The organism is Cellvibrio sp. ATLC23 (assembly GCF_057196725.1).
The window spans coordinates 116,230-139,807 of the sequence record NZ_JBXUOS010000006.1 but is presented as its reverse complement, the minus strand read 5'-3'; the positions used below and the strand labels follow the sequence as shown (position 1 = coordinate 139,807).

The 23,578-nt window shown below is 46.6% G+C and carries 21 protein-coding genes; 16 read left to right on the top strand and 5 right to left on the bottom strand.

Features of this window, described 5'->3' with window-relative positions; all coding sequences use genetic code 11:
* Positions 1–65 precede the first annotated feature (65 nt).
* The 10 genes from minD (at position 66) to AC2CG4_RS11490 (ending at position 11,127) form a co-directional block, all read left to right on the top strand.
* Complete coding sequence (gene minD, locus AC2CG4_RS11535) at positions 66–875, top strand: septum site-determining protein MinD (protein ID WP_484486395.1); 810 nt, start codon at positions 66–68, stop codon at positions 873–875.
* Between the two features lie 3 nt (positions 876–878).
* Positions 879–1,136 carry a cell division topological specificity factor MinE gene (gene minE / locus AC2CG4_RS11530; RefSeq protein WP_062066546.1) on the top strand — a complete coding sequence of 86 codons (258 nt, stop codon included), beginning with the start codon at positions 879–881 and terminating at the stop codon, positions 1,134–1,136.
* Positions 1,137–1,240: 104 nt separating this feature from the next.
* A complete protein-coding gene (locus AC2CG4_RS11525; protein ID WP_484486394.1) occupies positions 1,241–1,891 on the top strand; it encodes a 3'-5' exonuclease in 651 nt (216 codons plus the stop codon).
* Between the two features lie 35 nt (positions 1,892–1,926).
* Complete coding sequence (locus AC2CG4_RS11520; protein WP_484486393.1) at positions 1,927–2,547, top strand: YceI family protein; 621 nt, start codon at positions 1,927–1,929, stop codon at positions 2,545–2,547.
* 44 nt (positions 2,548–2,591) lie between these two features.
* Entirely contained in the window at positions 2,592–4,133 is a 1,542-nt protein-coding gene (locus AC2CG4_RS11515) for a helicase HerA-like domain-containing protein (protein ID WP_484486392.1), read from the top strand.
* A gap of 150 nt (positions 4,134–4,283) precedes the next feature.
* Positions 4,284–5,933 carry a di-heme-cytochrome C peroxidase gene (locus AC2CG4_RS11510; protein WP_484486391.1) on the top strand — a complete coding sequence of 550 codons (1,650 nt, stop codon included), beginning with the start codon at positions 4,284–4,286 and terminating at the stop codon, positions 5,931–5,933.
* A gap of 49 nt (positions 5,934–5,982) precedes the next feature.
* The gene (locus AC2CG4_RS11505; RefSeq protein WP_484486390.1) at positions 5,983–7,950 is read left to right on the top strand and encodes a DUF1800 domain-containing protein; all 1,968 of its coding nucleotides are present in this window, start codon (positions 5,983–5,985) and stop codon (positions 7,948–7,950) included.
* 4 nt (positions 7,951–7,954) lie between these two features.
* On the top strand, positions 7,955–9,331 hold the full coding sequence (locus tag AC2CG4_RS11500) for a DUF1501 domain-containing protein (protein WP_484486389.1): 1,377 nt from the start codon (positions 7,955–7,957) through the stop codon (positions 9,329–9,331).
* A 138-nt stretch (positions 9,332–9,469) separates the two neighbouring features.
* Positions 9,470–10,018 (top strand): pyridoxamine 5'-phosphate oxidase family protein, encoded by a 549-nt coding sequence (locus AC2CG4_RS11495; RefSeq protein WP_484486388.1) that lies wholly within the window; start codon positions 9,470–9,472, stop codon positions 10,016–10,018.
* A 26-nt stretch (positions 10,019–10,044) separates the two neighbouring features.
* Positions 10,045–11,127, top strand: coding sequence for an SGNH/GDSL hydrolase family protein (locus AC2CG4_RS11490; protein ID WP_484486387.1), 1,083 nt, complete (start codon positions 10,045–10,047; stop codon positions 11,125–11,127).
* 85 nt (positions 11,128–11,212) lie between these two features.
* On the opposite strand, the gene AC2CG4_RS11485 is transcribed toward AC2CG4_RS11490, so the two are convergent.
* The 4 genes from AC2CG4_RS11485 to AC2CG4_RS11470 form a co-directional block, all read right to left on the bottom strand.
* Positions 11,213–11,521 carry a hypothetical protein gene (locus AC2CG4_RS11485; RefSeq protein WP_484486386.1) on the bottom strand — a complete coding sequence of 103 codons (309 nt, stop codon included), beginning with the start codon at positions 11,519–11,521 and terminating at the stop codon, positions 11,213–11,215.
* A 115-nt stretch (positions 11,522–11,636) separates the two neighbouring features.
* Positions 11,637–12,587, bottom strand: a complete 951-nt coding sequence (gene lpxL / locus AC2CG4_RS11480) for an LpxL/LpxP family Kdo(2)-lipid IV(A) lauroyl/palmitoleoyl acyltransferase (RefSeq protein ID WP_484486385.1) — start codon at positions 12,585–12,587, stop codon at positions 11,637–11,639.
* Between the two features lie 81 nt (positions 12,588–12,668).
* Entirely contained in the window at positions 12,669–13,805 is a 1,137-nt protein-coding gene (locus tag AC2CG4_RS11475; protein ID WP_484486384.1) for an endo-1,4-beta-xylanase, read from the bottom strand.
* A 26-nt stretch (positions 13,806–13,831) separates the two neighbouring features.
* Positions 13,832–14,728, bottom strand: a complete 897-nt coding sequence (locus AC2CG4_RS11470) for a diguanylate cyclase (protein ID WP_484486383.1) — start codon at positions 14,726–14,728, stop codon at positions 13,832–13,834.
* A gap of 149 nt (positions 14,729–14,877) precedes the next feature.
* Here AC2CG4_RS11470 and AC2CG4_RS11465 point away from each other — a divergent pair, with 149 nt between their 5' ends.
* From AC2CG4_RS11465 to AC2CG4_RS11455, 3 genes are all read left to right on the top strand, one after another.
* Positions 14,878–17,088 (top strand): alpha-glucuronidase family glycosyl hydrolase, encoded by a 2,211-nt coding sequence (locus AC2CG4_RS11465; protein ID WP_484486382.1) that lies wholly within the window; start codon positions 14,878–14,880, stop codon positions 17,086–17,088.
* Between the two features lie 158 nt (positions 17,089–17,246).
* Positions 17,247–17,444: a hypothetical protein gene (locus tag AC2CG4_RS11460; protein ID WP_484486381.1), complete on the top strand. Its 198-nt coding sequence runs from the start codon at positions 17,247–17,249 to the stop codon at positions 17,442–17,444.
* 120 nt (positions 17,445–17,564) lie between these two features.
* Positions 17,565–19,994 (top strand): DNA polymerase II, encoded by a 2,430-nt coding sequence (locus tag AC2CG4_RS11455; RefSeq protein WP_484486380.1) that lies wholly within the window; start codon positions 17,565–17,567, stop codon positions 19,992–19,994.
* Between the two features lie 23 nt (positions 19,995–20,017).
* Here AC2CG4_RS11455 and AC2CG4_RS11450 read toward each other — a convergent pair whose 3' ends face one another.
* Positions 20,018–20,761: a hypothetical protein gene (locus AC2CG4_RS11450; protein ID WP_484486379.1), complete on the bottom strand. Its 744-nt coding sequence runs from the start codon at positions 20,759–20,761 to the stop codon at positions 20,018–20,020.
* Positions 20,762–20,949: 188 nt separating this feature from the next.
* Here AC2CG4_RS11450 and AC2CG4_RS11445 point away from each other — a divergent pair, with 188 nt between their 5' ends.
* The 3 genes from AC2CG4_RS11445 (at position 20,950) to AC2CG4_RS11435 (ending at position 23,535) form a co-directional block, all read left to right on the top strand.
* Positions 20,950–21,372 carry an SMI1/KNR4 family protein gene (locus tag AC2CG4_RS11445; RefSeq protein ID WP_484486378.1) on the top strand — a complete coding sequence of 141 codons (423 nt, stop codon included), beginning with the start codon at positions 20,950–20,952 and terminating at the stop codon, positions 21,370–21,372.
* Positions 21,373–21,513: 141 nt separating this feature from the next.
* On the top strand, positions 21,514–22,305 hold the full coding sequence (locus tag AC2CG4_RS11440; RefSeq protein WP_484486377.1) for a lytic transglycosylase domain-containing protein: 792 nt from the start codon (positions 21,514–21,516) through the stop codon (positions 22,303–22,305).
* 165 nt (positions 22,306–22,470) lie between these two features.
* Positions 22,471–23,535 (top strand): hypothetical protein, encoded by a 1,065-nt coding sequence (locus AC2CG4_RS11435; protein ID WP_484486376.1) that lies wholly within the window; start codon positions 22,471–22,473, stop codon positions 23,533–23,535.
* Positions 23,536–23,578 lie beyond the last annotated feature (43 nt).

Here is a 23,578-nt window from a genome sequence, read left to right as displayed (position 1 = left end):
TATCAAATAATGATTTTATCCACGCATTGATTTTTTAGACTTTGAATATTTTACAGGAGCCTACCTTGGCCAAGATTATCGTTGTTACATCAGGTAAGGGCGGAGTGGGAAAAACCACCTCCAGCGCAGCAATCAGTACTGGCTTGGCGATGCGCGGCCATAAAACTGTGGTGATCGATTTTGATGTGGGTCTGCGTAACCTCGATTTAATTATGGGTTGCGAGCGCCGCGTGGTATACGATTTTGTCAACGTGGTGAAAGGTGAATCCACTCTCAATCAAGCGCTGATTAAAGATAAACGCACCGAAGGCCTGTATGTATTGCCCGCCTCGCAAACCCGCGATAAAGACGCGCTGACCCGCGAAGGTGTTGAAGCGGTTATCAACGAGTTAGCTAAAGATTTTGAATACATAGTCTGCGATTCACCGGCGGGTATTGAGCAGGGCGCATTAATGGCTTTGTACTTTGCTGATATCGCCATTGTTGTAACCAACCCGGAAGTATCTTCCGTGCGCGACTCAGATCGCATTCTCGGCATATTGCAAAGCAAATCCCGTCGCGCTGAACAAAACCTCGAGCCCATTAAAGAGCATCTGTTGTTGACGCGTTACAATCCTGTGCGGGTTGAAGCCGGCGAAATGCTGAGTGTGAACGATGTAGAAGAAATTTTGGCCATTCCACTGCTCGGTGTAATTCCTGAATCAGAAGCGGTATTAAAAGCCTCTAACCAAGGTACTCCGGTGATTCTGGATGAGACCACCGCTGCTGGCCAAGCCTATAACGATGCAGTTGATCGCCTGTTGGGCAAGGAAATACCGCACCGCTTCCTGGAAGCGGAAAAGAAAAGTTTTCTGAAGCGTTTGCTGGGGGTATAAGCCGTGAGTATTTTTGACTACCTGCGCAAGAAGCGCGCGCCCTCGTCGGCATCGGTTGCCAAGGAGCGTCTGCAAATTATCGTTGCGCACGAGCGCACCAAACGCAATCTGAATCAGCCGGATTTTTTGCCGCAAATGCAGCAGGAAATCATTGCAGTCATTCGCAAATACATCAATATTGATTCGGATCAGGTGACTGTCAACCTCGACAACTCCGATAACTGTTCGGTGTTGGAGTTGAACATCACTCTGCCGGATTAACCCATGTTGCTGTTAGTTGTTAGCAGCTAAAAAGGGATGCGCTGACTGCAGTGCATCCCTTTTTTATTGTGCACAATTTTATTGTTCAAGCGGTCTGTTGTTTTATGAATATTGATTATCATCGTTTGCCTGCCGATCAATTGGTGGTGTTTGATTTTGAAACCACCGGTCTATCTCCCGATCTGGGCGACCGCGCAATTGAGATTGGTGCAGTGTTGATTGAAAACGGCAAAATTACCGATCGTTTTCAACAGCTAATGAACCCGGGTATGCGCATTCCATTATTTATTGAAAATCTTACCGGCATCACCAATGGGATGGTAAAAGAATCGCGCAATAATGCCGAGGTGATGAGCGACTTCTGTGATTTTATCGCCGGTCGCAATCTGGTTGCACATAACGCTAGTTTTGATGAGCGATTTTTACGTGCAGAGCTGCGGCGAATTAAAAAGCAGTTTTCAGCGGGTATCGCGTGCAGCTTGTTGGCCGCGCGCCGTATTTTTCAGCAGGCGCCCAATCATCAATTGGCAACTTTGGCACAGTATAAAAATTTGCCTAGCGATGGGATTTATCACCGCGCATTGGCCGATGCCGAAGTGACTGCGCATTTGTGGTTGAGTTTATTAAACGAATTGCGCGAGCAGCATGCGGTGAATGAATTGTCGTTTGGCTTTATGCATGCGCTGACCAAAACCCCGAAGCACCAGTTGCGTCAGTTCTACGCTAAACACAACGCGGCATCGGCTATTATGTAAAGCAGGTTTAACCTAAGCGGAAGGAGTTATTTGTTATGCCCAATCATTGGCTAAAAATAATAATCGTGTTGGTTGTCAGTGTATTTTTGGTGAGTTGCGGCACACTGATTCAACCCAGAGTAAAAACTGGCATAGTGCAATTAGAAAAGGGCTCGTACAAACTCGATCAAACCCATGTTGCGGTGTTGTTTAAAATTAATCATATGGGTTTGTCGACTTTTGTGGGGCGCTTTAATAAAGTTGATGCAACCTTGGAATTTGACCCCAACAATATTGCCGCCGCAAAATTATCAGCGATTATCGATATCGCCAGTCTCGATGCCAATAATCCCGATCTGGAAGAAACCTTGCGCGGTAGCAGTTGGTTTGATGCAGAAAAATATCCGCAAGCTTTTTTCAAAACCACTAGCGTCAATTTAATCGATCAACATTCTGCTGTATTTTCTGGTGAGCTAACCCTGCACGGCGTAACTGCCCCTATTGATTTAACGGTCATCTTTAATGGTGGCGCTAATAATATGCTCACCGGTTTTTATACCTTGGGTTTTTCAGCCACCAGTACGTTTAATCGTTCAACCTTTGGTGTCGATTATTTAATTCCCGCAATTGGTGATGCAGTTGCGCTTGAGGTGTTTGCAGAGTTTCAGCAGCGGTAGCGGTATAAAAACAGCAGCAATAAAACAATTTTTCAGGAGTTGTGATGAGCAATCAATTTCTTATCGGTGGCAACGGCACACAAACAGTAGCGTTAAATTTGCGCATGGCCAATCGTCATGGTCTGATTGCAGGTGCAACCGGTACCGGTAAAACGGTGAGCTTGCAGGTACTTGCCGAAGGTTTTGCCAAAGCCGGTGTGCCCGTGTTTATGGCAGATATCAAAGGCGATTTGTCCGGTCTCGCTAAAGCGGGCAAACCTCACCCTAAGGTGGATGAGCGCGTACAGCTAATGAATATTAGCGATTACCAGCAGCGTTTGTTCCCCTGTGTGTTTTGGGATTTGTACGCAAAAAAGGGTCATCCAGTGCGCGCCACTATTTCCGACTTTGGCCCGCTGTTGCTCGCGAACTTTTTTGATCTCAATGAAACTCAAACCGGCGTACTCTATGCTGCGTTTAAAATTGCCGATGACCAAGGCATGTTGATGCTGGATTTAAAAGATCTGCAAGCCATGCTGAATTGGATGAAGGATGAGCGCAAAGCCTTGGAGGATGAATACGGCGGAATCAGTGAGGCCAGCATCGCAGCCATCCAGCGCCGGTTGATGATGTTAGAGCAAGAGGGCGCCGAACATTTTTTTGGTGAGCCAGCATTAGATTTAAATCATCTGATGCAAGTTACCTTGGAAGGTACTGGCGTGATCAATATTCTCGATGCCACCACTCTCGTTAACCAACCTAAACTCTACGCCATATTTTTACTCTGGTTAATTTCCGAATTGTTTGAAAACTTGCCCGAGCAGGGCGATGCCGACAAACCCAAAATGGTGTTCTTTTTTGATGAAGCGCATTTGTTATTTGACGGTGCGCCAAAATTATTAGTCGATAAAATAGAACAAGTCGTGCGTGTGATTCGCTCCAAAGGTGTGGGGATTTATTTTGTCTCGCAAAGCCCGGCAGATATTCCCGACACCGTGCTCGGCCAATTAGGCAATCGCATTCAACACGCCTTGCGCGCCTATACCCCTAAGGATCAAAAAGCGGTAAAAATTGCCGCGCAAACCTTTCGCGCGAATCCGGCATTTTCAACTGAAGACGTGATTACCGAATTGGGCATAGGTGAAGCCTTGGTATCAGTATTAGATGAAAAAGGTTCGCCGACACCGGTAGAGCGGGTAATGGTAGCGCCACCTGCATCGCGCATTGGCCCATTGAATGATGAAGAACGCAGTGAGGTGATGGCGCGTTCGCCTTATAAAGCGATTTACAACCAAATGATTGACCGTGAATCGGCCTATGAAATTTTAAAAGGCCGCGTCGCCCAGCAAACACAAACGGAACAGCAACAAAAAATTCAAGAGCAGTTGCGCGTTGAGCAGGAGCGGATTTTTAAACAACAGCAAAAAGCTCAAGAGCAGCAACAAAAACAGCAGGCGCGCGCGCAACAACCAGCAGGGCGCACCAGTGCCAAACGCGATTCTGCGGTGGATGCATTTGCTAAAAGCGCCGCCCGTGCCATTGGCAGCAATCTTGGGCGACAAATCGTGCGCGGTATTCTGGGCTCACTCCTCGGAGGGCGGCGTTAGGGCGCGTAATATAATTGTTCGATTCATCGTCTATAGTAGTGAGGTAGCAAAATCCAGGTCTGCAAGGAAACAAAAGCATTTGTTATATGAATATGGCTGCGGTTAATTAGTGGATGATTAAGTGCAGCCGTACAATGTTGAGGATGCAGCATGAAGCAAATGATCTCCACTAGAGGTGCCCCCTCCCTCCTGCAGCAGATAGTGCACAAGTTTTTCCCTGTGTTGCTGTGTGGTGTCGTGAGTCAGGAGGCAAGCGCGGATGATCCGGTCTACTTGGAGCAAGGCTGGGATCATCAAACCCGCCAGCAATTATCCTTCACCTCGTTTGGTTCCCGTTTTATTCCCTACGATTGGTTTCTTGTTTTAGAACAGCCAGATTCGTCCATCGCCTTCCGCGATAATAATCATATGGCGGCATTGGGTTTTGTCACCACCGCGGCAGATGAATACAATCCCGATGGGTTACCGGTTGGTTTGGTGCGCGATGCGGATAAAAAAAATGGTGACTATCTCGGGTTAACCTGCGCTGCTTGCCACACCGGCCAAGTGCGCATTAATGGCAAACGTATTCGTATTGATGGTGGCCAAGCGCTAATTGATTACACACAGTTTGAACAAAAAGTACTGGCAGCACTAAAAGCCACGCTAGCGGATAGTGATAAGTTTTTACGTTTTTCTGCACCACTGATTGCCGCTGATAAAACGCTAACGGAAGATGCGGTGGCAACACAAGTGCAAACCCGTATTGAAGAGCTGGAAAAACATTATGCGGTGAATGCCAGTGAAGTTGCCTATGGGCATGGGCGGCTCGATGCGTTTGGCCAAATCTTTAATGCTATCGCGGTAGAGGCACTTAATCTTCCGGAAAATACTCACGCACCGGATGCCCCCACAAGTTATCCGGTGCTCTGGGATGCATCGCATTTAAATGTAGTGCAGTGGAATGCCTCGGCTCCCAATAAAGAGCCCGGACCACTGTTTCAAAATGCAATTACTGCATTGGCGGTGTACGGTACTGTCATCGTACCTAAAAATAAACTCACTTATAGATCCTCTATCCGCATCAACAATTTAGGCGAGATCCAAAAAGAGTTTTATCAATTAGTGGCGCCGCAATGGCCTGTAGCAATTGCAGGTGAACTAAATGCAGAAAAAATGGCAGCGGGAAAAAAACTCTATGACCAGCACTGTGTGCAATGCCATAGCATTCCCGACCCAACAAATAAAACGCGCAAGCTGCAAGCGGTATTAGTTCCTTATCAGCAAGTGGGCACTGATCCGCTGGTGGTAGAAAATTTTATCAATCGCAAAGTAAAAAGCGGTGTGCTGGAGGGCGATAAAGCCATGGTATTGTTTGGCGATAAATTACCGGCAGAAACAACACCGTTAGATTTGGTCACGCATGTGGCGACCGGCGCATTGTTAAATCAACCTTGGCAAACGATTAAAGCGATTGTGAAAGAATATCGCTCCAATGATGACCCGCCCACACAAACCGTATTTAACAGCTACAAAGCGCGTCCTATCAACGGTGTCTGGGCCTCCGCACCCTATTTGCATAATGGTTCAGTGCCTAGCATTTATGATTTGTTATTGCCCGCCAGTGAACGCCCAGTAACATTTTATGTCGGCAATATAGATTTGGATTTAGTGAAAGTAGGGCATGTGTATAGCGCAGCTCCCAACACCAGTTTTTTTGATACTCGTCTGCGCGGCAATTCCAATGCTGGGCATGAATACGGTACACATCTTGAAGATGAGCAGCGCTGGGCGCTGGTGGAATACATAAAAAGTTTGTAGTCTGGGCACAGTCTGCAAAACAATAATGTACATTTTATGTAGGGCTGTTATGAAATACATGTCTGCTGGTGTTATGTGCGGGTTGCTGCGTATTGCTGTGACAAGTGCTTCGGCGCTGCTGATTGCCTGCGGTGGTAGTGGCACTGGAGGTAGCGGGGGAAATAATCCCGCTGCATCTTCGGTTCTGGCTGTGGCATCCAGCACGCCATTAATTTCAAGTGCGCCTTTGGCCAGTGTGGCCGCCAGTTCAACACTGTCTTCAGCTCAATCATCCTCTACGTCAAGCATCGCTGTAGCAAAAGTACCTGCGCCAGATTTAACCGCTGATCCTTCCTTGCCAATCAAAGGCAGCCCCAATTACACCAGCGCGAAAGATGCAGGGCGTTTTTTGGCGCAGACAACCTTTGGTGCAACCGCTAAAGACATTGCGCGTGTTGTCAGTATGGGCAAATCAGCTTGGTTGGATGAGCAATTTGCCAAACCGCAAACCAAACATTTGGCCTTGTTAGATAAGCGTTTTGAGCAAATCGGTTTTGTGGTTGAGCCAGCACAGGATGATAACGAAGAAGGTTATCTGCGTGATTTGCAACGCAGCGATATTTGGTGGGAGGTTGCACTTTGGGGTGACGATCAATTGCGCCAGCGTGTTGCCTATTCGCTCAGCCAGATTCTGGTCATCTCCAATGTGTCTGATGTGCTGTACAACGATACTCGCGGTATCGCCAATTATCAGGACATACTTGCGCAACATGCCTTTGGCAACTATCGCGATCTATTAAAAGCAGTCACGCTCAACCCGATGATGGGTGAATACCTGAGCATGGTGCGCAATGAAAAGGCTGATGCTAATCGCAATATCCGCCCAGATGAAAATTACGCGCGTGAAATTATGCAGTTATTTTCGATTGGTTTAGTGCAATTAAATTTGGATGGCAGCATTAAATTGGATGCGCAAAACAATCCGATTCCCACCTATGATCAAACTACCGTAAAAGAATTGGCCCGCGTATTCACCGGCTGGAATATGGCGACTATCAATAATTGGTGGGAGTGGACTGAGAGTGGCGCCAGCGAAACTCTGCCAATGAAATCGTTCGACAGCTATCATGATTTTGGCGCAAAAGTTTTATTTGGCGACCAACACATAACCGCAAATAAAACCCCCGAGCAAGATATAGATGCTGCGTTGGATATTTTATTTGCCCATCCCAATATTGCCCCTTTTATTAGCAAACAATTAATTCAGCGATTGGTCACCAGTAATCCATCGCCAGCGTATGTTACCCGCGTTGCCAAGGTGTTTAACAATAATGGCAATAACGTAAAAGGTGATATGAAAGCAGTGGTGCGTGCAATAGTAATGGACGATGAGGCGCAAAATGGCTATCAAACTGCACCCGCCACATTTGGTAAGTTGCGCGAACCTATTTTAAAAACAGCGCATTTATGGCGTGCTTTTAAAGGCACGGGCGTGCCCACCAAATTAGCTAACGGCACTGTCACGCCTCCGCGTATCCGGTTTTTAGGTTCTAGCCGCTTAATGGGGCAGCGGCCTTTTGGTTCTAATTCGGTATTTAATTTTTATCGTCCAGATTATCAGCACCCTGGCGAATTAAAAAATGCCAATATGAATTCGCCAGAATTTCAGATTCTCACTGAAAGCATGATCATGTCTAAAGTCTCTACGTTAAGCAGCGCAATCTTCTGGCGTGATACACCTCACGATTGGTTGGAGCCAACAATTGAGGGTGTGTGGGATACGTTTTCTCCGCGCTTGCATCTAGACCGCGAGCGTGAGCTCAGCAAAAATCCGGCAGACTTGTTGGATCATTTAAATCTTCTGCTGATGGCCGGGCAAATGAGTCAGCCTATGTATGAGCTTATTTTGAATCATCTTAATGCGAATAAAGTGAATCCCAATTGGGATGAAACCGGGCAAATGTGGGCGCGTGACATGCTGGTTTACGAAGCTATGTTTTTGGTTATGGCATCACCTGAATATGCGGTGCAGAGATAATCCTATGAAAAACACTACCCATAATCGCCGTTATTTTTTGAAACAAGCTGCCAGTATCGCGTTGGGCAGTAGCACCGTTTACGCCACCAGTGCGGGTTTGCAATTAGCCAATGCATTGGTACAACCTAACGATTCTTACAAAGCCTTGGTGTGCATTTTTTTATTTGGCGGTAACGATGCCTTTAATATGGTTGTTCCTACCGACAATGCGGTATATGCCAGTTATAAAGCATCGCGCCAAACCCTGGCGATAGAGCAAAATAGATTGTTGCCTTTATCGAACTTATCCGGTTCAGGTACTACGCTTGGCTTTCACCCCACCATGAGTCATGCACAGCAATTATTTAATTCAGGCAAGTTGGCTTTGCTGACTAATGCGGGTGCGCTGATTGAACCAACAACAAAAACAAATTACCAAGGCAATAAATCCCTTTTGCCGCCGCAATTGTTTTCCCATAATGATCAGCAAACGTTTTTGCAGAGTTTGCAATCCACAGCGCGACGCAACGGTTGGGCAGGGCGCGCGGCCGACGCAATGCAATCGATGAATGCCAATAAAAAATTGTCGATGAATATTTCACTCAGCGGATCAAATATTTGGCAGAGCGGCAATAGCGTCGCACCTTATTCAGTAGATTCCGCGGGCATTAAAGAGTTAGAGAATTTCAATAAAAAATCCAGTGATGCACGGGAGCTGAGCCGCATTCAAATTTATCAAGCGTTGTTAGCCCAGCAACAAGAGAATATTTTTCAGCGCGAATACGCGCGCACCCAAACCCTTGCGTGGGAGCTAGCAGGCGAAGTAAAAACCGCACTGGATGCGCAAGCACCATTAAAAACGGTTTTCCCCGCTGGCAATCCACTCGCTGCCAATTTAAAAATGGTGGCGCAGATGCTTTCGGCGCGCGGTAGTTTACAAGTCTCTCGCCAAACCTTTTTTATCGGCATGGGCGATTTTGATACCCACGGCGATCAGTTGCGTCGCCATGATGTGTTACTCGCGCAATTAAGTGCAGCCTTGGATGCATTTTATAAGGCTACTGTTGAATTAGGCATTGCCGACCAAGTGACTACTTTTACCACGTCCGATTTTGGTCGCACGCTTACCAGCAATGGTGATGGCACGGACCACGGGTGGGGCAGTCATCAAATGATTATGGGCGGCGCAATTAAGGGTGGAAATATTTACGGCCAATTCCCTGATTTAATTGTTGGCGGTAAAGACGATATAGGCGAAGGCAGAATTATTCCCACCACCAGCATGGATCAATACGCCGCAACCCTCGCCAGTTGGTACGGTCTACCCGCCGGTAATTTTGCCGATGTATTCCCGAATTTGGCGCGGTTTAACAGCGCAGATTTAGGTTTCTTCAAAAGCTGATTTTGGGTTGAAGCCATAATTAAATTAGGCCATGCTTGCGTCGCCTTATGAATATACATTTCTAGTGTGCGCTTAGCTGTATTGTGATGAGTACCAATAACCATATGGCTTCGTTGCGGAGAAATTTAAGGGATATATATGAATCAATGTCAGAGTATTTTTGGTGTACCTTCAGAAAAAGCGGCTGCAAAAGTTCGTCCGTACATGGTGGATTGGGTCCAATCATTTATTAAAAATTCACCCTTTATGGTTATGGCAACGAGCAACAGCGCTGGGGATTGTGATGCCTCACCCAAAGGCGGCATTCCTGGCTTTGTAAAAGTGCTATCAGACAAACAGTTGTTAATACCAGATGTCGCTGGGAACAAACTCTTCCAGTCCTATGAAAATTTTGAAAGCAATCCAAAGGTAGGGCTCATTTTTTTTATACCTGGAATTAATTCAAGCGCCAGAGTGAATGGAACTATAAAAATTATTAGAACGTCTGATGCCGAGTTTGAGCGTGTCGCGCTAGAGGTATACAACCAAGATGAGAGGGCGAAAATTTTGCAGGCAATATTAGTTACGGTGTTGGAATCATATAGTCAGTGCCCAAGGGCATTAGCCTTTTCGAAGCTGTGGAATACAGAAACTATAACAAACAATATAACAAGTTCACCTATCGAAAATTGGGTGGCAGGAACCTAAAGTCAACTCCTAATGTGAGCTTTTCTATGAAAATAATCCACACGCTAATGCTTAGTGCATTGTATTTTTCGAGCTGGGTGATTGCCGAGCCGGTGCAGACGATCAGTGCTGATAGTAAGCAATATTTATATACTGGTCGCATTGATTTTAGCGATAAAAAAGCGCCAGAGCTTTCTTGGCCGGGTTCTAGCATCAAGGCGAATTTCACTGGCACGTCGCTGGCGATTACCTTGGATGATCAGCTCGGTAAAAACTTTTTTAATGTTTTTGTAGATGGGGAAACACAGCATCCCTATGTGTTGGAGGCTAAAAAGGGTGAGCAGACTTATGTGATTTCTACTGCGTTAAAACCCGGTAATCACGCTGTAGAAATTTACAAGCGTACCGAGGGTGAAGAGGGCGCAACTGCGTTTAAAGGATTGATGTTAGATAAAGGAGCTACCTTGTTGGCGCCGCCTGCGAGACCTACTCGTCGCATTGAGATTTATGGCGACTCAATTACATCGGGTGCGGGCAATGAAGGGGCTGATAATGGTGTGGATCATCTGCTGAGCGAGAAAAATAATTACTGGGCTTATGGTGCGATTACCGCGCGCAATCTCAATGCTGAATTACACACTATTTCGCAAAGTGGTATTGGCATTATGATTAGCTGGTTCCCGTTTATTATGCCGCAGTTTTACGATCAATTAAGTGCGGTGGGCGATAACGACAGTCAATGGGATTTTAGCCAATGGACGCCGGACGTGGTGGTGATCAATTTATTGCAGAACGACAGTTGGTTGATCGACCGTGAAAAACGTTTGCAACCTATGCCTACGGATGCGCAGCGTGTGCAAGCTTATATCGATTTTGTGCGCAGTATCCGCGCGCGATACCCCAATGTGCAAATTATCTGCGCGCTGGGTAGTATGGATGCAACTGCATCACCAAAATGGCCGGGTTATATTACCGTGGCGGTTGAGCGGATGAAAAAAGAAAATAAAGATACCAAACTCGATACTATTTTCTTTGAGTTCACCGGTTTTGGTGGCCACCCGCGCATTGCACAACACAAAGCCAATGCAGAAAAGTTAACGGCGTTTATTAAGCAGAAAATGAATTGGTAAGTGATTGGTACGTTGTGGTGCAGGGTGTTCAAATAACAGCAATTAAAAAGCCAAAAGGAAAAATCCTTTTGGCTTTTTTCAGGGCTTAGTTAGAGCTAACGCCAAATACGTCGCGGTAAACAATCCCCATGGCTGCATATAGCCAGGGCAATGTCCAAATCAGGCCTATGCCCAGTGGGATGGCACTGATCAGCACAATCACAAAGCTAATAATTCCAAATCCAAAAAAACGGAACCAGCAGCGGGTGATGCCTTTGCGGGAAGTTTCTAGTGATTCCCAAATGCCAAGATTTTTATCGACCAATAGTGGCAGTGCCAATGCGTAAGCAATTACCAAATAAATGCCGGGAATTACCAAGAGTACAAAACCTATGACCACCAATACATACTCCATGTATCGATATTAAAGGAGCATGCATTAATAAAGATTTGTTACAAGACGTCAATAACAAGAAAAAACTCTTTGCTAATGCTGAGCGATTGGTTGGTGTTCTTACAAGTGAGTCGGCTTATCTTTGTTTTGTGGTGTAAACACTTTTTTCGCCCTCTGGCCGCGTCTTAAAGCGCCTATGCACCCACAAGTATTGATCGGGTTGCTGGCGTATTATTTGTTCAAGTAAATGGTTGATGCGTGTGGTATCCGCAAGGTCATCACCCGTTGGAAAGTTTTTTAACGGCGCACTGATTTCAAGTTGATACTTGCCGTTGGCTGTGCGGTAGTGTGCAAAGGTCATGACTTGCGCATGGCTTAAGGCTGCAAAGCGCGCTGTGCCAGGCACTGTAGCGGCGGGAATATTAAAAAAGGGGGCAAAAATACTGTGCTTGATGCCGTAATCCTGATCCGGTGCGTACCACACCACATGACCCGCGCGTAGGTTGCGCACTAGTTTACGAGTTTCAACACTGATGATAGCTTCACCGTGATAACGTTCACGCGCGCTGATTAGCATATAGGCAAGCAGTGGATTGGGATCTTGGCGATAAAGCATGTCGGCCTTGGTGTGAAAAGCGAGCATGCGCCCACCCATATCCAATGTGGTCATATGGCAGCCTACCAGTAGTACGCCTTTTCCTGCCGCCTGCGCTGCCTGTAGGTGCTCAATTCCCTTAATGCTAAAGCGACGGCGTAAGCGCGCTGCTGGTCCCCACAATGCCATAGTCGTTTCCAAAAAACCGATTGCGCAGGAATTAATAATGCGGCGCACTAATTGGTCGCGCTCTAGCAAATTCAACTCGGGAAAACACAAGGCTATATTGGTTGCAGCGATGCGTTTGCGGCTGGGAACCAAATGAAATAATAAAAAGCCCAGACCTTTGCCCAGCAACAAATTAACACGCAGAGGAAAATGGGCGATGAGAAATAAAAAGCCGAGAGCGATCCAGGTGAGCCAGTAGCGCGGGGCTAAAAATGACCAGCGAAATACTGGCGGAAGATGTTTTGCCTGAGGTGTTTTGTGCATGCGAATTGTTGTAAGCCTTGTTGTGATTGGCGCAAGCCTACAGCACAACTCTGGTTACAACAATCCGCAGCGGATAGTCATTTATTTTTTCAGATCAAGCAGCCGGAAATAAGCGGATTTGGGTTGTTGTTGGCGATCAAACAATAAGGGGTAGTTAGTGCGACCGGGAATCGGGAAGCCGTTGAGCCAACTGGCATCATCGCTCACACCCCAGAAGGTCACGCGATCTACTTTGTCTTTATGTTTGATTAAAATTTTAAACAGGGTTTCATAGGCTTTTGCCAATTTCTCATCTATGTCTTTTGGCAGGCCATTAATGTAAGGATCACGCTCGGGCTTGTATTCAAAACGAGTCGAAATTTCCGCAACCGGTAAATTCCACACCGATGGCAATACATCAATATCCAATTCCGTTAAATGAATGCGTAGCCCTAATTTGGAGTAGGCGAGAATACTGTCTTCGAAATTTTTCATATCCGATTCCAGACCTACGTGAGCTTGCATGCCCAAACCATGAATGGGCGCTTTGCGTTTTTGTAAACGCTTCAACATATCGATAGTCGCGTTGCGTTTGCCTTCTTGTTCATTGTTGTAATCGTTGTACATCAAATGCGCTTTGGGGTCGACTTCGTGGGCGAGATTAAATGCGTTGACGAGAAAGTCGTCGCCCATAATGTTGTACCAATGACTAGGGCGCATTTTGTTGTCATCACCCACCGCTTCATTTACCACATCCCACGCTGCGATCTTGCCTTTATAGCGGTTAACCAAAGTGGTGATGTGCTCTTGCTGTTTTTTTGCTAGTGCTTCTTTCGCTATGTAGCTGCCATCTTTATTTTTAAACACACTGTCGGGAATTTGGCTGTGCCAGCCGAGTGTGTGGCCAACAATATGCATATTGTGCCGGGTACCAAATTCTACAAAGGCATCGCTGTCTTGCCACTTCCAGCTACCATCTTCATTGCGCACTTCGCCCCATTTTTGGCAGTTTTCAGCAGTGATGGAATTAAAATCTTTGGTAATTAATGCTGTCAGCTTCGGGTCTTGTTTGCCGATGATGCTTGCGCTTAATGCGGCGCCGATTAGAAAATCATTTTTGTAGGCATCTTTTAATCCGGTCGCGGCGGCAGCTTTTTCTGCGGCTTGCAGTTTAGCGGTTGTGAGTAGCGCCGCAGTGGCGCTACTCATGGCGAGTAGTTTTCTACGTGAGATATTCATATTTTTTTTCCTCTTGCATCAGTTGATTATTCAATACGGGTGATTTGACTATTGGTAGTGGTTTCATCCGGAATCGATTGCGGATCAAACCAAAGTTCAGGGCGGTTCACTGGCGTTTCTTTGGAAAGTAGTGGATTATCCAATTTAAATAGTTTTCGCTTTTTCATATTGGCTTTTTTCATAACATCCTGAATGGATTTGTCGCCGTAAAAAACTTTGTCAAATTCCCCGTTGGCAATTGCGCGTTCAAAACCTATCTCCAAATCTTTGGCGAGGTTTTGATTGTTGGGTGAAACAAATAAATAGAAGGGCATGCGGTAATAAACCATTAAATTTTCTTCAACGGCTAAATTTAATTCAGGCCGCGCTTCCAGTTCGCTGAAGGGTTCATGCACCCCACGGGGAAAAGCGTCAAATCGCTCACCTTCTACCATATAAAATAGACCGGGGTACTTGTTGGTTTTGATAATTGTAAAACCGTTGGCTTCAAGAATGCGGCCATCAGCCCAGGTGCGCCCTTGACCGAGTGTGAGCTGTTTAAGGTCTGCGAGGGTTTTTATGTTGTCGAATTGGCGCTGATTATTTTTATTGATAATAAAAATTCTATAGCCCAGTAAACCTTTAAATAGTGGGATACGTATCGGGCGCAATTGCGATTCAATTTCTGAATCAGATGAAGCCCAACATAAATCCAATAGACCGCCCGAGCGGACTTCTTCATTGACTCGCGCTTGAGTCAGGTCTTCCTGGGATATATCGATGGTGTAATTCGGGTTGTCACTATGAGCGATGGCCAGCTTAAGCATTTTGATCGCATAGGCTGCATTGGGATCACTAAAATTGTTCACCCGGATATTTTTATCGGCCGCAAAGGCCTGAAGGCTAACGAGAGAGATAAAGCATAAAGAAATAATTTTTATCATTTTTTTTGACCGAGATAGATTGTTAGGATGACTTTAGTGTTTTTAGTCTGGAGCTATCCTTTACATTTATTAAATTGTTTTCTTGTATACAAGTGTTATATTTGATGTGACTATAAGATAGCAGCTATTTAAAAATAATCCATGCGGAGATGCACGTGTCCAGACGATTCTTTACCAATTTATTCATTTTGTGGCTGTTCTTTCTTGCTGGGGCAGCACAAGTCAGCCGTGCCGAAGACGGTTATGAAATGTGGTTGCGCTATCAGCCGGTGGCAGATGAGGTATTACGCAAAACCTACCAGCAGCAATTTACCCAGATTCTGGCAGAAGGTGATTCGCCAAGCTTGAGTGTAGCAACTGTTGAGCTACAGCGCGGATTAAGTGAGTTATTGGCTAGACCTATCGCGATTGGCAATAAAAAGTTATCCAAGTATGCAGTGGTGCTGGGTACACCTACCAATTCCCCCCTTATTGCATCGCTGCAATTAGGCGAGCGTTTGGCGGCATTAGGCGATGAAGGATATTTGATCGAGCGGACCCACATCAATAAGCGCGTAGTAACGATTATTGCTGCGAATACTGATGTGGGTGTGCTCTATGGCAGTTTTCATTTATTGCGCTTGCTACAAACACAGCAGTCAGTTGAAAAAGTGTCCATCGCCAGTGCGCCCAAATTGCAGCATCGTGTAGTTAATCACTGGGATAACGTGAATCGCTTGGTTGAGCGCGGGTATGCCGGTTTATCGCTGTGGGATTGGGGCACATTGCCGGATTATAAATCCCAGCGTTATGTCGATTATGCGCGCATCAATGCATCGCTCGGTATTAATGGTACGGTGATTAATAATGTAAATGCCGACCCGCGCTTATTGAGCGATCAATTTCTGCAAAAAATTGCGGCTCTTGCCGATGTGTTTCGCCCTTACGGGATCAAGGTGTATTTATCGATTAATTACAATTCACCGCGCGCTTTTGGCGATTTGGATTTAGCCGATCCGCTCGATCCACGCGTGCAAAACTGGTGGAAAGAGCGCACCAAAAAAGTGTATCAATACATTCCCGATTTTGGTGGCTATTTGGTAAAAGCCAACTCAGAAGGTCAACCTGGCCCACAAGATTATGGCCGCAATCACGCCGACGGCGCTAACATGCTCGCCGCAGCATTAAAGCCTTATGGTGGCGTAGTTTTCTGGCGCGCATTTGTATACAGCCCGGATATTGGCGACCGCTTCCGTGGTTCTTACGATGAATTTAAACCACTTGATGGAAAATTTGCGGATAACGTCATCTTGCAAGTTAAAAATGGCCCCATCGATTTCCAACCGCGCGAACCCTATTCATCACTTTTTTCTGCGATGGAAAAAACCAATATGATGATGGAGTTCCAAGTCACCCAGGAATATTTTGGTTTTGCCACACACCTTGCGTATCAAGGCCCGCTGTTTGAAGAGTCACTACGCACTGAAACTTTTGCTAAAGGCGAGGGTTCAACTATCGGCAATATCCTTGAAGGAAAAGTATTTAATAGCAAGCGCACCGGTATGGCCGCAGTCATTAACCCCGGCACTGACCGTAACTGGACAGGGCATCCGTTTGTGCAATCCAGCTGGTATGCGTTTGGGCGTATGGCGTGGGATCACACTATTTCGGCAGAATCGGCCGCAGAAGAATGGTTGCGCATGACTTTTTCGAACGATAAAAAATTTATCGAACCCGTTAAGAATATGATGATGATATCGCGCGAAGCTGGCGTAAATTATCGTTCACCGTTAGGGTTGACTCATTTGTACTCGCAAGGTGATCACTATGGCCCTGCACCTTGGACAGCTAATTTAGAACGCCCAGATTGGACTGCAATTTATTATCATCGCGCAGCCAAAGACGGCATTGGTTTTGATCGCACTAAAACCGGCTCTAACGCAATTGCGCAATATCCTGCGCCGCTGGAAAAACTATACGGCGATGTAAATGCGGTTCCAGAAGATCTATTGCTTTGGTTTCATCACGTAAGTTGGGATCACAAAATGCAATCTGGCCGCAGCTTGTGGGATGAATTAGTCCACAAATATTATGAAGGTGTAGAACAGGTTCGCAGCATGCAACGCGATTGGGATCAGCAAGAACAATTTGTTGATGCTGAACGTTTTGCACAAGTAAAAGCGCTCTTACAAGTACAGGAGCGCGACGCCGTAATTTGGCGCGACTCCTGTGTGCTCTATTTCCAAACCTTCTCCGGCAAACCCATTCCCGTCGGTTATGAAAAACCAAAACACGATTTGGGCTACTACCAATTCCTCGCCCGTACCCGTTACGTGCCAGAACCGTGGCACCCTGCAAGTTCAAGCCGCGTATTAAAATAGCTTCCCGCTGTTTTCCTATTACTCCCAGGCTTTGCTTGGGAGTGCCTATGATTACTTTAAGCGTGGGTTTGTAACAAATCGTATCTGCTAGTGAACTGTCTAAAATCCATTGTGTCGATATGCATCATTCATAAGTTACTGAAAGAGGTGTCGTCATCATGAAAATTTTCATTATTTTTTCCCTGCTTTCCCTTGCAGCTTGTTCCCAGCGACAAATTTATAACTCGGTTCAAGTGAGTAATCGCAACGAATGCGAAATTTTGAGTGGAGTTCAACGCAAAGAGTGTTTGGATCGTTTAGCCCCTGACTACCAAACTTATGAACAACAACGTCAGGAGTTATTAAAAGATCGGTGATGTTTGATTTGTATCCCAGATAAAAACATCACCCATTCATTTCTGCATTTTTAATCCCGATTGCATCCCCATCCTCTAATGCAGGATAATACTGGTTAATTAACCAGTTTCTGTGCTTTTATGATCAACGTCTTTTTATTAACCCGCCAATGGCGCGATACCCGTGAGGGGGTTGTGCTCGATTTGTGGTGGGCGACAGAAACCGGCAGTTGTTGGACGCAGGTGACCGGGCAGGAGGTAGTGTTTTTTGTGTTGCGTGAAGATGCAGCGCAAATTCAGGTGTTGATTAAGCGTTTGCGCCACTGGCGTATGGCGGAAGTTGAATTAAAAACCTTTCTGAATAAACCGGTTAACGCGCTCTATTTTAAAAATCACCGCACTGCGCGTGATGCACAAGATATTTTTCGGCAGAACGAGATTGCATTTTGGGAGAGCGATATTCGCCCGCCGGAGCGCTATTTGATGGAGCGGTTTGTAACCGCAGGTGCGCAGTTGGGTTTGCCGGATCAATCGCCCTCTGTTCACTCTGCCTCTACTCATTCCGCTGGACTACCACAGCCGCTGCTTAACCCTCGCATTACGCCGTTGGCCGATGAACAATCACTCTGGCGACCCGCTTTGCGCATGCTCTCGCTTGATATTGAAACCTCTATGGATGCCAAACAGCTCTATTCCATCGGCGTTTGGTGTGAGCAGGGCAAGCGGGTGTTTATGGTGGGGCAGGGCGCTGATACGGAGCTGGTGATTTTTTGTGCAGATGAAAAATCTTGTTTGCAGCAATTTTTTGTATTTCTGCAACAGGTCGATCCCGATATTTTGATCGGATGGAATCTGGTGCAGTTTGATTTGTTGGTGTTGGAAAATATTTGCCAGCGCTTAAAAATGGAACTGCAGTTAGGTCGCGCTAATCAATCCATTCACTGGCGCCATGAAGAAGGCGATGGCGGGCGCAGTTTTGTGGTAATTCCGGGGCGTGTGGCGCTCGACGGTATCGAATTACTTAAAGCGGCTAATCATCAATTTCCAAGTTATTCACTGCAAAATATTTCGCAGGAGTTGTTGGGCGAAAGTAAATTAATTACTGGCAGTAATCGCGGCGGTGATATTACCCAGTTGTTTAAAACCGATAAGCTAGCGCTGGCTGAATACAACCTGCACGACTGTGAATTGGTGTGGAAAATTTTTGCCCAGCAAGAGTTGCTTGCCTTTGCGCTGGAGCGCAGTCAATTAACGGGCTTGTTGTTGGATCGTATCGGCGGCTCTGTGGCGGCATTTGAATATTTGTATTTGCCGCGTTTGCATAGGCGCGGTTATGTCGCGCCCAATTTAGGCGAGTTGGAATCTGATGTTATCAGCCCCGGCGGCTATGTGATGAATTCCCGCCCCGGTATTTATGACAATGTATTGGTACTGGATTTTAAAAGTCTGTACCCGAGCATTATCCGCACGTTCTTAATTGACCCTTGTGCATTTTGGTTAGCGCAGCACAATCAGCTCGATGAAACTGAAACACTGGCCGGCTTTAATGAGGCTTATTTTGCCCGCGAGGGGCATATCTTACCGGCAGTGATTGAGCAGCTTTCGGCGGCGCGCGATCGTGCCAAGCAACATAAAAACGCGCCGCTCTCCCACGCCATCAAAATTATTATGAATTCGTTTTACGGTGTCTTGGGTTCTACTGGCTGCCGCTTTTTTGATCCCCGTGTGTGCAGTTCCATCACCCTGCGTGGCCACGAAATTATCCAGCGCAGCCGCGATTGGATTGAGCAACAGGGCTATGCGGTGATTTATGGCGATACGGATTCACTGTTTGTCTGGCTGGAAAATAACTGCGTGGGTAAAACGCCTAAGGCGCCGGAGCAGTGCCATAAGATCGGCGCGCGTTTAGCCAAAGAATTAAATGCCTGGTGGCAGCAGACCTTGCGTGCTGAATTTAATATCAAAAGTGCTTTGGAAATCCAATACGAAACCCATTACCTGCGTTTTTTAATGCCGACTATTCGCGGCTCTGAATTAGGCACTAAAAAACGTTACGCGGGTTTGATAGAGGTGAATGGTCAGCGCGATATGGTGTTTAAAGGGCTGGAAAATGTGCGTACCGATTGGACCCAGCTGGCCAAAGAATTTCAAATGACGCTGTACCGCAAAGTATTTGATGGTGAAGATTATCTGGATTTTGTGCGCGCGATTAACGCTGAAGTGTTGGCGGGGAAACGCGATGTGGAATTGATTTATCGCAAGCGGTTGCGCCGTCATCTGCATGAATACCAAAAAAATGTGCCTCCCCATGTGCAGGCAGCGCGCAAATACGAGCAGTTAACTGGTGTGCGTTTGCGCCGTGGCGATTGGATCAGTTATGTGATTACCACTAATGGGCCGGAGCCGGTTGGCTCCTATGAGGTGGATATGAACTTGCGCCAGAGCCCGTTTGATTATCAACATTATGTGACCAAACAGCTCGCCCCCGTCGCCGACAGTATTTTGCATTTTATGGATGAGTCGCTAGGGCAATTGGTGGAGAACCAAATGTCGCTGTTTGATGCGCACTAATACCATTCGCGAGACAATAGTAATCACCATACAATTTTATATTGCATGCCCACCGCGAGATTATTGACGTCGGAACGGCGATATTGGTTGATGCGGTATTCAGTAACAAAATAAAGCTGCTCAATAATGTTAAACCCTAGTTGTGCTTCGGCTACTACAGGGTCATCAGGAATGTTACCCGCAAGTGTTTCGCCAAAGGTGTGATCAATAAAACCGGCGAGATATAAACGTGGTGATAACCAGGGGAATTTCATCATAAAGCTGTGTTCAAGTTGCCAGGCATTTCCCGGTTGATCGTCAAATTGAATTACATGAGCATTGATCGCATATTTTAAATTCATGCGCTCAAATAATGTTTTTAAATACGCACTGTCGTTTAAGCGCCAGCGCACGCCTAAACGGTGGCGATCATTGTCGACACCGGTTCTAAAATTCATTTGCAGCGTTAAATCCAATGGCGATTGTTCGCTGATCCGCCAGCGCACATTTTGTTCGGTGTAATAGGTCGTGGTATCGCTCAATTCATCCGCTGTTTTTTGATTGCCAAAATTGGTCAGACTGAAATATTCAAAGCGATTGGGCAATTGCGCGGCGGCATTGATGGTGGCTACGCTGTCGTCATCGACATCGGATAAATAGGGGTAGACATTAAAATCCAAAAAGCCACTGCGGCTGTTTTGTGCATGCGCGCTAAGCGGAAGTTGTAGCAGTGCAAGTGCAATAAATAATCCGGTTAGTATTGATCGATCAAAAATACGGGTGTACATAACAGGGTTCCGTGTGGCGCGCAGCGGCTGCGCTGGAGGATAGCGACTGGGTAGCGAAATATCTAATAAACCTTAGTGTAGATGCCGCTTAATCGCCACGTGAGTCAGTTGGATTAATGCTAAGTTCTTGTTATCAAGAATCGCTTCGGGCTATATTCCCCCTCCCTTTGTCATCTTCAGGTTATGTTATGTCCGGTTCCAATTCCGATATCGATGAAGTTCTTGAGTTGCTGCGTGATCACAATGAAATGGTGCCAGTGCCGCTGGAATTGCCCGATGAAGATCGGCTGGTCGAAATTGAAGAAGAATTGTTATTGCCAATCCCCCGTGAAATGCGCACCTTTTTACTGGAAGCGAGCGATGTGGTGTACGGTTCCATCGAGCCAGTTACCGCTGCTGACCCCTATTCACATACCTATTTACCTGAAGTGACGGCAGTGGCCTGGGAACAGGGCGTGCCGCGCTATTTAATGCCGCTGTGTGAAGTCAATGGCACTTACTATTGTGTCGAGCAAGACGGAGAAGTGGTGTTCTGGCGCGATGGTGAATTGACCGATGAGACTTGGCCCTCGGTTTGGCACTGGGTGCGTGATGTATGGCTTGAATCCTGATTTGAGATGGGCTGAGAAGTTGGATTAAGTCACGAAAATGGATTTTGGTGACAAAAGCATCCCGTTTATTGGGCTACACTCAATCTCCCGGCCAGATTTATTGTGGTCTTGTCTGCCCAGTTCTTGGTGATGGTGTCTGTTGTGTATAGAGTTTGGTTGTCATCTGCTTCCCTGATTCTGGCTTTGTCCAGCGCGGGCGTATGGGCGGTAGATGCAGTTAACACCACAGCTGAGGATACTGCCCAAGAGTCCAGCCTTGCGGATTTTGAAGCCCATGTCCGGCGCATTGCAGAAAAAACTGCCGCCGAAGAAAAAGCGCGCAAGGAGCAAGAGCGATTAGCGGCGGAGGCTGCGGCGAGCAAAAAGTCCGTGCAACCCTTTACTTTTTTTAAATATCAGAAAGGCGGCACTGTCGCCTACTCAGACCGTCAGCCCAAAAAAGCGGCTTACGAAGTGATTGTGTACAACTCCTGTTATGCCTGTAATCCTTTGTCGCGGGTGGATTGGCGCGGTACCAAACTCTACCTGACTGAATTTACCTATTTGATTACTCAAGCTGCGAGCAGGTACGGAGTTGATCCCTCATTGGTGCGCGCGATTATTCACGCCGAATCCAATTTCAATCCGCTGGCACGCTCACGCAAGGGCGCTATGGGGTTGATGCAATTGATGCCCGGAACGGCAAAAGATATGGGGGTAAGCAATGCCTCTGATGCAGCACAGAATATCGATGGTGGAGTGAAATATTTGGCGCGCATGCTGGAGCGTTTTGACGGCAGTATTACTATGGCGACCGCCGCTTACAATGCCGGGCCGGGTGCTGTAGAAAAGTATCGCGGTGTGCCGCCTTACAAAGAAACCAAAACCTACGTATTTCGTGTAAACATCCTGCATCAGCGTTATAAAAACCAACTGGCGCTTGCGCGCAATTAACCGTCTATACAATTCCAGTGGTGAGGCGATTCCCGCTCATAACCAACCCGCCTAATTTTTCCGATAAATTCCGCTCAAAAAAACAACGCTTTTGCCGCTATAGAGATTAGCCCTCACTCTTTTGTATGGGGCTCTTCTTTGGTTTTGATAAAGACGGACGGCATTATGATTATTTCTAACGCCTTGATTGGCATGGCTGCACAGCGGGATTATCGCGAACAACAGAGTGTTACAGAGCATTTGGAGTTTTGGTTTGATCAACCGGAGCGTCCTGCTCCCGTTAAGGCGGAGCTACCAGAAACGCCTGACGTAGAGGTGGATTTATCGCGCGCTGGTTCTTTACTGGCGATGCATCGCCGAGCAGAGCAGCTGGATCTAAGCACGCCAATGGATTCCCGTGATCGCTTGAATAAGATGATTATTGAGGCGATGTATAAATCCATCACCGGCAAAGATCTGCATATGAGTACTCCGGCCGATCTTCAAGTTGGCCGGGAAAGCAAAACGCAAACCTTGAGCGTAGATTCATCCCCACCTGCGCAGGCAGTTACCGCGCGCAGTGCCGGCCCCGGTTTAATCTATCAACGGCATGAACGATATCAGGAGCAGGAGTCCATGCGTTTTCAGGCGGTAGGGCGAGTGCGTAGTGCCGATGGCCGTGAAATCGATTTCACTGTCGCAATGAACATGAGCCGCGAATTTGTGCAAGAGTCCAATATCACCATTGAAGCGGGCAGCAAAAAAGTCGACCCCTTGGTGATTAATTTTGATGGGCTGGGTGCATCCCTGAGCCAGACCCGTTTTGCGTTTGATTTGGATAATGACGGCACTACCGAGCAAATTGCTAGCCTGCGCCCCGGCAGCGGTTATTTGGCGCTGGATCGCAATGGCGATGGCAACATCAATAACGGCAGTGAATTATTTGGCCCCAGCAGTGGTCGCGGTTTTGCCGAGCTGGCGGCATACGATGAAGATGGCAATCATTTTATCGATGAAGGCGATAGCATTTATCAGCAGTTGCGTATCTGGATGATCAATGAAGATGGCTCGACGCAATTAGCGGCGCTGGGTGATAAAAATATCGGCGCGATTTTTCTCGGCCATGTGTCATCACCGTTTCAATTAAAAGATCCACAAAATAATTCGCTCGGTGAAGTGGCAAACTCCGGCATTTATTTAACCGAAGATGGCAAAGTGGGTGTGGTGCAAGAAATTAATTTGACGGTGTGACTTTCGTTTTATAAAAAAGGCGACTGAATTATTCAGTCGCCTT

What these genes read in the sequence shown, in the direction of transcription:
- AC2CG4_RS11520 (WP_484486393.1), top strand. Translation starts at nt 1,927, where the DNA reads ATGCCCAATCATTGGCTAAAAATAATAATCGTGTTGGTTGTCAGTGTA.
- AC2CG4_RS11515 (WP_484486392.1), top strand. Translation starts at nt 2,592, where the DNA reads ATGAGCAATCAATTTCTTATCGGTGGCAACGGCACACAAACAGTAGCG.
- AC2CG4_RS11485 (WP_484486386.1), bottom strand. Translation starts at nt 11,521, where the DNA reads ATGGAGTATGTATTGGTGGTCATAGGTTTTGTACTCTTGGTAATTCCC.
- AC2CG4_RS11475 (WP_484486384.1), bottom strand. Translation starts at nt 13,805, where the DNA reads ATGAATATCTCACGTAGAAAACTACTCGCCATGAGTAGCGCCACTGCG.
- AC2CG4_RS11495 (WP_484486388.1), top strand. Translation starts at nt 9,470, where the DNA reads ATGAATCAATGTCAGAGTATTTTTGGTGTACCTTCAGAAAAAGCGGCT.
- AC2CG4_RS11455 (WP_484486380.1), top strand. Translation starts at nt 17,565, where the DNA reads ATGATCAACGTCTTTTTATTAACCCGCCAATGGCGCGATACCCGTGAG.
- AC2CG4_RS11525 (WP_484486394.1), top strand. Translation starts at nt 1,241, where the DNA reads ATGAATATTGATTATCATCGTTTGCCTGCCGATCAATTGGTGGTGTTT.
- AC2CG4_RS11435 (WP_484486376.1), top strand. Translation starts at nt 22,471, where the DNA reads ATGATTATTTCTAACGCCTTGATTGGCATGGCTGCACAGCGGGATTAT.
- AC2CG4_RS11510 (WP_484486391.1), top strand. Translation starts at nt 4,284, where the DNA reads ATGAAGCAAATGATCTCCACTAGAGGTGCCCCCTCCCTCCTGCAGCAG.
- lpxL (WP_484486385.1), bottom strand. Translation starts at nt 12,587, where the DNA reads ATGCACAAAACACCTCAGGCAAAACATCTTCCGCCAGTATTTCGCTGG.
- AC2CG4_RS11470 (WP_484486383.1), bottom strand. Translation starts at nt 14,728, where the DNA reads ATGATAAAAATTATTTCTTTATGCTTTATCTCTCTCGTTAGCCTTCAG.
- AC2CG4_RS11460 (WP_484486381.1), top strand. Translation starts at nt 17,247, where the DNA reads ATGAAAATTTTCATTATTTTTTCCCTGCTTTCCCTTGCAGCTTGTTCC.
- AC2CG4_RS11445 (WP_484486378.1), top strand. Translation starts at nt 20,950, where the DNA reads ATGTCCGGTTCCAATTCCGATATCGATGAAGTTCTTGAGTTGCTGCGT.
- AC2CG4_RS11490 (WP_484486387.1), top strand. Translation starts at nt 10,045, where the DNA reads ATGAAAATAATCCACACGCTAATGCTTAGTGCATTGTATTTTTCGAGC.
- AC2CG4_RS11505 (WP_484486390.1), top strand. Translation starts at nt 5,983, where the DNA reads ATGAAATACATGTCTGCTGGTGTTATGTGCGGGTTGCTGCGTATTGCT.
- AC2CG4_RS11500 (WP_484486389.1), top strand. Translation starts at nt 7,955, where the DNA reads ATGAAAAACACTACCCATAATCGCCGTTATTTTTTGAAACAAGCTGCC.
- AC2CG4_RS11450 (WP_484486379.1), bottom strand. Translation starts at nt 20,761, where the DNA reads ATGTACACCCGTATTTTTGATCGATCAATACTAACCGGATTATTTATT.
- AC2CG4_RS11465 (WP_484486382.1), top strand. Translation starts at nt 14,878, where the DNA reads ATGCACGTGTCCAGACGATTCTTTACCAATTTATTCATTTTGTGGCTG.